The 7,004-nt window shown below is 60.5% G+C and carries 7 protein-coding genes and 1 rRNA gene; 3 read left to right on the top strand and 5 right to left on the bottom strand.

Going from position 1 to position 7,004, the window contains the following annotated elements:
- Both FNU79_RS16905 and FNU79_RS16900 read right to left on the bottom strand, forming a co-directional pair.
- Positions 1 to 483 (bottom strand): 23S ribosomal RNA (locus FNU79_RS16905); the annotation flags it as partial.
- 224 nt (positions 484 to 707) lie between these two features.
- Positions 708 to 1,175, bottom strand: a complete 468-nt coding sequence (locus FNU79_RS16900; RefSeq protein ID WP_143721970.1) for an S-ribosylhomocysteine lyase — start codon at positions 1,173 to 1,175, stop codon at positions 708 to 710.
- Between the two features lie 99 nt (positions 1,176 to 1,274).
- On the opposite strand from FNU79_RS16900, the gene lspA reads away from it, so the two are divergent.
- The gene (lspA, locus tag FNU79_RS16895) at positions 1,275 to 1,811 is read left to right on the top strand and encodes a signal peptidase II (RefSeq protein ID WP_143721969.1); all 537 of its coding nucleotides are present in this window, start codon (positions 1,275 to 1,277) and stop codon (positions 1,809 to 1,811) included.
- A 74-nt stretch (positions 1,812 to 1,885) separates the two neighbouring features.
- Here the strand turns inward: lspA and rpmB are convergent, their stop codons facing one another.
- Positions 1,886 to 2,107, bottom strand: a complete 222-nt coding sequence (gene rpmB / locus FNU79_RS16890; RefSeq protein WP_124867595.1) for a 50S ribosomal protein L28 — start codon at positions 2,105 to 2,107, stop codon at positions 1,886 to 1,888.
- A gap of 157 nt (positions 2,108 to 2,264) precedes the next feature.
- Positions 2,265 to 2,534 carry a GlsB/YeaQ/YmgE family stress response membrane protein gene (locus tag FNU79_RS16885; protein WP_124872736.1) on the bottom strand — a complete coding sequence of 90 codons (270 nt, stop codon included), beginning with the start codon at positions 2,532 to 2,534 and terminating at the stop codon, positions 2,265 to 2,267.
- Between the two features lie 395 nt (positions 2,535 to 2,929).
- Between FNU79_RS16885 and thrC the strand changes: the two genes are divergently transcribed.
- Both thrC and thrB read left to right on the top strand, forming a co-directional pair.
- Positions 2,930 to 3,973, top strand: a complete 1,044-nt coding sequence (gene thrC, locus FNU79_RS16880; protein WP_143721968.1) for a threonine synthase — start codon at positions 2,930 to 2,932, stop codon at positions 3,971 to 3,973.
- Complete coding sequence (gene thrB, locus FNU79_RS16875) at positions 3,973 to 4,908, top strand: homoserine kinase (RefSeq protein WP_143721967.1); 936 nt, start codon at positions 3,973 to 3,975, stop codon at positions 4,906 to 4,908. Before thrC ends, thrB begins: the two co-directional genes overlap by 1 nt.
- 14 nt (positions 4,909 to 4,922) lie before the next feature.
- On the opposite strand, the gene FNU79_RS16870 is transcribed toward thrB, so the two are convergent.
- Positions 4,923 to 6,968, bottom strand: coding sequence for a molybdopterin-dependent oxidoreductase (locus tag FNU79_RS16870; protein WP_143721966.1), 2,046 nt, complete (start codon positions 6,966 to 6,968; stop codon positions 4,923 to 4,925).
- Positions 6,969 to 7,004: the final 36 nt, after the last annotated feature.

Here is a 7,004-nt window from a genome sequence, read left to right as displayed (position 1 = left end):
ACGGTACTTTGCGCTATCGGTCACTGGGAGTATTTAGCCTTACGCGGTGGTCCGCGTGAATTCAGTCATCGTTTCACGGACAACGACCTACTCAGGTGTCACTTCAGTCAATTCGTTTTTCGCCTACGGGATTGTCACCCTCTGCGATGCTGGCTTCCAACAGCTTCGGCTAAACGTCTTGAATCTTAAATAGTGATCCTATAACCCCCAACCGTAAACGGCTGGGTTTGGGCTCTTCCGGTTTCGCTCGCCGCTACTCACGGAATCGATTTCTCTTTCTCTTCCTGTGGGTACTGAGATGTTTCAGTTCCCCACGTTCCCATCCCTTGCGGGATACTGGCCGTTCACGGCCAGTGGGTTCCCCCATTCGGAAATCCAAGAGTCAACGCGTATCTCCAGCTCGTCTTGGCTTATCGCAGGTAATCGCGTCCTTCATCGGCTCCAGTGCCAGGGCATCCACCATAAACCCTTAGTATCTTGACCTTCTTCATTCAAGCGCCGCTTTCACAAGCGGCGTTGTGTATGTCTTTACTCGCATTCTCAGATTGTCATTCTGCCCGCCTCGTTTGAGGCTCAGAAACAATACTGTCCATTCGCCGTTCTGTCAACCCCCTTGCTTCAAGTCTTAGGACGCACAGCTCTCTGAAACGAAAAAATGGCGTCTAGGACGCCAAAATTGAATGGGGAGTCTATGCGTACCGAGCTGCTCAGCGGTCAATCAGGATGGTTTGCTGGACTTTGAGGCCCTGCGACAGAGCAGTGCGGGCGTGTTGACGGGCGGCGTCAAGGTCATGATCGCGGTAATTGCCGCATTCCAACTCGCTGACGCCGGGAATTGGTTGGTCGTGGGCTTCGACATCTTTGAGTGCCGCTTTAAAGGCTTGCAGAACGCCCGCTTCGTCGGGTTCGCCAATGACAGCCATGTACATGCCAGTGCGGCAGCCCATTGGAGAGACGTCCACGACTTGCTCGATATGGTCGCGCAGATAACCTGCCAGCAGGTGCTCCAAGGTGTGAATGGCGGCTGGCTCAATGGCTGAAGCGTTGGGCTGGAGCAGGCGCAAATCGTACTTACTGATGGCGTCGCCGTGCGGGGTGCGCTTGAGGCCTGCCAAACGGACGTAGGGGGCGCTGACTTTGGTGTGATCGAGATCGAAGGACTCTACGTTTGCCATGCTGTGTATTGTGCGCTAAAGGGCCGCCGGGATTCTCGCCCGCTTCACAGAGAACCACTTTGAGTAATTTGTTGATTGCAGGCGCGTTAGACTTTGGGTATGGCTTCAACCGACCCCCCGCTCAGCGGCACCCGCCTTAACAACCAAGCCCGTTCCATGCCGATTTGGGGGCCAGCTCTCATCACAGTCGTGCTGCTGATCGCCGACCAACTGCTCAAAACTTGGTCGCTGACCAACTTGAAAGAGGGCGCTCCAGTGGTGCCCTTTATTCCGGGCGTGATCGGCTGGTGGCTGACTTTCAATACCGGCGCGGCTTGGAGCCTATTTTCAGGCTCGGCGCTGCCACTGGCACTGGGCAGACTACTCGTCGGACTGGGCATTTTGATTTATCTGTTTCGCCGCCCGCAGCCCGCCGCGCTCAGCGCTGTGCTGGCGATGATCGCAGCGGGCGCAATCGGCAACGCTATTGACGGCCTCCGGTTTGGCAAAGTCACCGACATGATCTACTCGCCCGCGCTGAGCGCCGTGACCAAGGCGGTGAACGCGGGCGAGTTTCCGATTTTTAATATCGCCGACTCTTGTGTGGTGGGCGGCACTGTTTTGCTGGTGCTGCTGAGCCTGCGCAAAACGGCTTGACGCGGCAGCAAGACCCCAAAGAAACTGGCCTTCTCAGACATGAATCTGAGAAGGCCAGTTTTTGGAGAACAACTTTACGCGGCGTAAGCGTTTCTGAGGCACTTGGTGCAAACACGCAGACGCACGCCCACGCCACCTTTGGTGATGATGGCACTCTGGAGGTTGGGGAGTTGGCGGGTTTTGCTGACGCCGGTCACTTTGCGGCCTACGCCGCCCGCTGCCCGCGCCTTACCACGGCGGATCACCGAGTTGACGACAATCGGCCCCTTACCGCACAGTTCACATACTCTAGACATAGTAAAAGCTCCTTATTTAGCCTTAGCCCTTCGGCAGGCAAGCCTTGAGAGTGTAGCACGCAGGCGGGCCAAAGGAAAAGAGGGAATGGAGGCCCGCACAAAAACTCTCAAAGAAAAAGCCCGGCGCAGAGGCCGGGACCGAGAAGGGGAAGTGGGTTTACTTCAGAACTTTGACGGCTTTGAGGATGGCGATCAAGATGACCGAACCGAGTACACCCCAAAGAATGCTCAAGAAGTTAAAGCCGCCGCCCGCTGCGTTTGCGCCGCCGATATTGAGCAGACCGGCAAAGATCCACTGAGCCAACAACGCACCGACGATGCCGATCAAAATATTAGCCACTGCGCCCTGCTGAGCATTGGTGTTCATAATCATGCTTGCCAACCATCCGCATATCGCACCGACTATAATAGTCACAATCCATCCGATCATATTCCCGCCTCCTTAAACGTTGTTGCCAACGAGTGAACTGTTTCGGCTTGCTGTTTGCAAACTTGCCGAGATTCGTTGTGAACTGAGGATGAGGCTGGGACAAATGAGGCAGTGTAATCGGGCGTACCTTTTGAAGGCTGCTTGAAGGTCGGTTAAGTGCTGCGTCAAGCTGGATGAAAGCGGTGAGCAAAAAGCCGCTCCAAGCTGACGAAACCTTGAGGTCACTGAGGTGCTGGCGCGAATCGGCGTCCTTAAATCGGCTTGTCTTGACCTAGACTTGGACTGCCCTGAAGCACAGCGCCCGTGTAGCATAAGAAGTGCTGCCGCTGAGTACAGGCTTTGGCCCAAAGTTCAAAGTTGGACAGAAAAGAACGTGCAAAGACGGAGGAACCATGCCCGGAATTATTGATGCTTACCGCAGTTTTTTACCTGTAACTGACAAAACCCCCGCCCTGAGCTTGCACGAAGGCGGTACACCGCTGATCCACTCCCCCAAGCTCAGCCGCGAGCTGGGCATTGAGCTGCACTTCAAATTTGAGGGCCTCAATCCGACCGGCTCTTTCAAAGACCGGGGCATGGTGATGGCCGTCGCCAAAGCGGCCGAAGACGGCGCGACCAGTGTGATTTGCGCTTCCACTGGCAACACCTCCGCCGCCGCCGCCGCCTACGCCGCCCGCATGGACATGAAGTGCTACGTGCTGATTCCTGACGGGCGCATTTCGCTGGGTAAGCTGGCGCAGGCGGTGATGTACGGCGCGAAGATCATCGCCATCGACGGCAACTTCGACAAAGCGCTGGATTTGGTGCGCGAGATTGCGGTGAGCGAGGGCATAGCGCTGGTCAACAGCGTCAACCCTTACCGCTTAGAAGGCCAGAAGACGGCCGCCTTTGAAGTGGTGGACACCCTCGGCAAAGCGCCGGATATCTTGTGCTTGCCAGTCGGCAACGCGGGCAACATCAGCGCTTACTGGAAGGGCTTCCGGGAGTACCGCTCACACGGCAAGATAGACACGCTGCCGAGGATGTGGGGCATTCAGGCGGCGGGGGCCGCTCCGCTGGCACGCGGCCTGGCACGGGTAGACGAACCCGAAACGCTGGCCACCGCCATCCGCATCGGTGCGCCCGCCAGCGCCATCCTTGCCCGGCAAGCCGTCAACGAAAGTGCGGGCCTGTTCGACATGGTGACGGACGATGAGATTTTGGAGGCTTACCGCAAAATCGCGCGGGACGGCGTGTTTTGTGAACCGGCCAGCGCCGCGCCGATTGCTGGTCTCATGAAACTGCACGCGGCGGGCAAACTCCCAGCCGGAGCGCAAGTGGTGGCGGTGCTGACCGGCAACGGCCTCAAAGACCCCAACATCGCCCTGCAAGCCGTGAATGTGGAGCCGGTGCAGGCCAGGGCCGACTTGGACTCGGTGCTTTCGGCGCTGCGCTAATGCCCGGTTTATTGCCTGCTGTGTTTCCCGCCGCCTTTGAAGTGCGCTCTCCGGCCAGCAGCGCCAATCTCGGCCCCGGCTTTGACAGCTTGGGACTGAGCGTGCCGCTGTATACCACCTTGCGCGTGACGCCGCAGGCCCGCACCGAAATCGTGCCGCTCGGCCCCGATTTGGAAGGTACGCCCGCCGACGAGAGCAACTATGTGTACAGGGCCATGCTGCTGACGGCCAAGCGGGCAGGGATGACGCTGCCGCCGGCGCGGGTAGAAATTGAAACCGAAGTGCCGTTGGCACGCGGCTTGGGCTCCAGCGCGGCGGCCCTGGTGGCGGGGATCGTGGCGGCCAACGAATTGCTGGGAAGGCCCCTAGATGACGGCGCTCTGCTGGACGTGGCGGCCCGCGAGGAAGGCCACGCCGACAACGTGGCTCCGGCGCTCTACGGCGGGATCGTGGTGGCCACGCTGGACAAGCTCGGCACCCACCACATCCGGCTCGACCCGCCCGCCCACCTCGGCGTGACGGTGCTGATTCCTGACTTTGAACTTAGCACCGCCAAGGCCCGCGCCGTGCTGCCCAACGAGTATTCGAGGGCCGACGCGGTACACGCCCTCTCGCACTCGGCGCTGTTAGCAGCGGCGCTGGCGACCGGGAGGCTGGATTTGCTGCAACACGCCATGCAGGATTACATCCACCAGATTTGGCGAGCGCCCCTGGTGCCGGGCCTCAGCGACATTTTAGAAGAGGCACACAAGCACGGCGCACTCGGCGCGGCCCTGTCCGGCGCGGGGCCGACGGTGCTGTGCTTTCACGACACGCGCCACGAAACCCACCCGCTCCACGCCTTCTTGAGCAGCGTGATGAAGCGCAACGGATTAGAGGGGCGAATTCTGGATTTGCCGATTGACACGCAAGGAACGCTGATCAGAACGCTCTGAGCGGCGGCGTGAACTCACAGTGCTTGAGCGGCTGACTTATCGCTCACGGCTTCCAAGCGCACCCGAGTGCCGTGAAAGGTGCTTCCTCCGCCCAGATCGGTCAGCGTTTGGGCGGTCACGGCGTTGATGCTTTGGCCGTCGGGAGCGCTGAGGCCCCACCAACTGCCTTCCACGACGGCGACGCCTGCTTGCGTTTCGTCGGTGACGCGCACCCGGCGCACCGTTTCTCCCGTTTCGCTGATGATGCGGGCCAAGCCGCCGTGAGTGAGCTGACCCGCGTCGGTTGGGTGAACGAAGATGTGCGGCTCGGTGCCCTCGGCTTTGGTCAGGTTGCCGAGCATTCCGTAGGTGCTGTTGAGGAAGTGGTGGGCGGGTGGGGTCAGCAGGCGCAGTGGGTATTCGGCGCTGAGTGGGGCGGTGCTGGAGCGGTAACTGGGAACCGGCGTGAACATCACCTTGCCGCTGGGGGTGGGTGCGCCGTGTGCGTAGGGAAGCCAGTCTTTAAGGATATTCAGCGGCAACGTTCCGGCGGTTTTGAGCGCTTCAGGCGTGACGCCCTCCAAGAAGGGGTGATCGGTGTTCAGCACCTCGTCCAGCAGGTCGTCCACTGTCCAGAAGAGAGCCGGCTCGGTGAGACCCAACCGCTTGCCCAGCTCCTGAAAGACCCACGAGTTGGGCCGCGCTTCGCCAGGCGCTGCGAGTTCGGCGGGGTTGTAGCCGAGCCAGGTGTGGCCGTAGCTGGTGTAGATGTCGGGGTGTTCCATGAAGGTGGTGGCGGGCAAGACATAATCGGCGAGCTGCACCGTCTCGGTCATGGCCTGCTCCAGCACGATCACTTTGAGGTCGGGGCGCTGCAACCCGGCGATCACCCGCCCAGAATCGGGAGCGACCACCGCCGGGTTGCAGTTGTAAATGAAGGCGGCCTCGACTCCGCCAGCAGGCTCCAGGGCGTCCGCCAGCTCGTTCATATTGACGTGCCTCACCTCAGGCTTGATCAGGTGCGCCGCGCCCAGCTGTGAGCGGTTGAGGTGAAAGGCCCCCGACGCGCTGAGGGCGCAGCCGCCTCCCCTGCGCCGCCAGTCGCCAGTGAGCGCGGGCAGCAGCGTGACGGCCCGCAGAGCCGTGCCGCCTCCCTCGTGGCGGGTCATGCCGTAGCCGACGCGGATATAAGTCGGGCCGCTTTGACCGATGGCGCGGGCCAAATCAGCGATCTGGCTCGCGCTCAGGCCAGTGGTTTCGGCGGTGCGCTCCAGCGTCCACTGCTCGGCTTCGGCGCGGAATTCTTCAAGGCCCTGTGCGGCGTCCCGGAGATAGTTTTCGTCCGTCCAACCCTGCTCGATGATTTCGCAGGCCACCCCCAGAGCCAAGGCCGTATCGCTGCCGGGGCGCACTTTCAAATGGACATCGGCGTAGCGGCCCGTTTTGTTGAGGTAGGGGTCGATGTGAATGATTTTCGCGCCGTTTTTGCGGGCCTGGGTCATGAAGGGCGTCAGGTGGCTGTGGGTGGATAAGCTGTTGATACCCCACAGCACAATGGTTTTGGCGTACGGCACGTCCTCCAGCGGCACGGCGTAGCGGGTGCCGTAACCCAGCCTCCAGGCCTCAGTTCCGGCGCTGGAGCAAATGGTTTCGTCTAATTCCGGCGCTCCAAGGGCGCGGAAGAACGAATGAACGTGGTGGCCTTCCATCAGGCCCATCGTTCCGGCGTAGTGGTAGCGCAAAACGGCGTCGGGGCCGCGCCGCGCCAAGACTTCCTTGAGGTGAGCGGCGATTTCATCTAGGGCCTGCTCCCAACTGATTCGCACCAACTCGCCGCCGACCCGTTTCATGGGGTAAAGGGGGCGCTCAGGATGGTTCTGGCGGGCTGGATAATGCACCGTTTTGGCACAGGCAAAGCCCCGCGTGATCGGATGGTCGGGGTCGCCAGTGACTTTGGTGGCTTTCTCTATGCCGTCCGGGCCGCGCTCAATCGTCACTTTGAGGCGGCAAGCATCGGGGCAGTCGAGCGGGCAGGTCAGCAGCACTTGGCGGGAGAGGGCAGCGGCCGAAAAAGTGGTCATGCAAAAAGTCTACGGCTCTGCGACCTAAACTGGCTG

This window comes from Deinococcus detaillensis, from assembly GCF_007280555.1.
Taxonomy (GTDB): domain Bacteria; phylum Deinococcota; class Deinococci; order Deinococcales; family Deinococcaceae; genus Deinococcus; species Deinococcus detaillensis.
The sequence above is the reverse complement of the archived record's forward strand: the minus strand, read 5'-3'. Positions and strand labels throughout refer to the sequence as shown.

Excerpts from the sequence above, each read along its gene's own strand:
- FNU79_RS16900 (WP_143721970.1), bottom strand. The coding sequence starts at position 1,175 with ATGGCAAACGTAGAGTCCTTCGATCTCGATCACACCAAAGTCAGCGCC.
- lspA (WP_143721969.1), top strand. The coding sequence starts at position 1,275 with ATGGCTTCAACCGACCCCCCGCTCAGCGGCACCCGCCTTAACAACCAA.
- rpmB (WP_124867595.1), bottom strand. The coding sequence starts at position 2,107 with ATGTCTAGAGTATGTGAACTGTGCGGTAAGGGGCCGATTGTCGTCAAC.
- thrC (WP_143721968.1), top strand. The coding sequence starts at position 2,930 with ATGCCCGGAATTATTGATGCTTACCGCAGTTTTTTACCTGTAACTGAC.
- thrB (WP_143721967.1), top strand. The coding sequence starts at position 3,973 with ATGCCCGGTTTATTGCCTGCTGTGTTTCCCGCCGCCTTTGAAGTGCGC.
- FNU79_RS16870 (WP_143721966.1), bottom strand. The coding sequence starts at position 6,968 with ATGACCACTTTTTCGGCCGCTGCCCTCTCCCGCCAAGTGCTGCTGACC.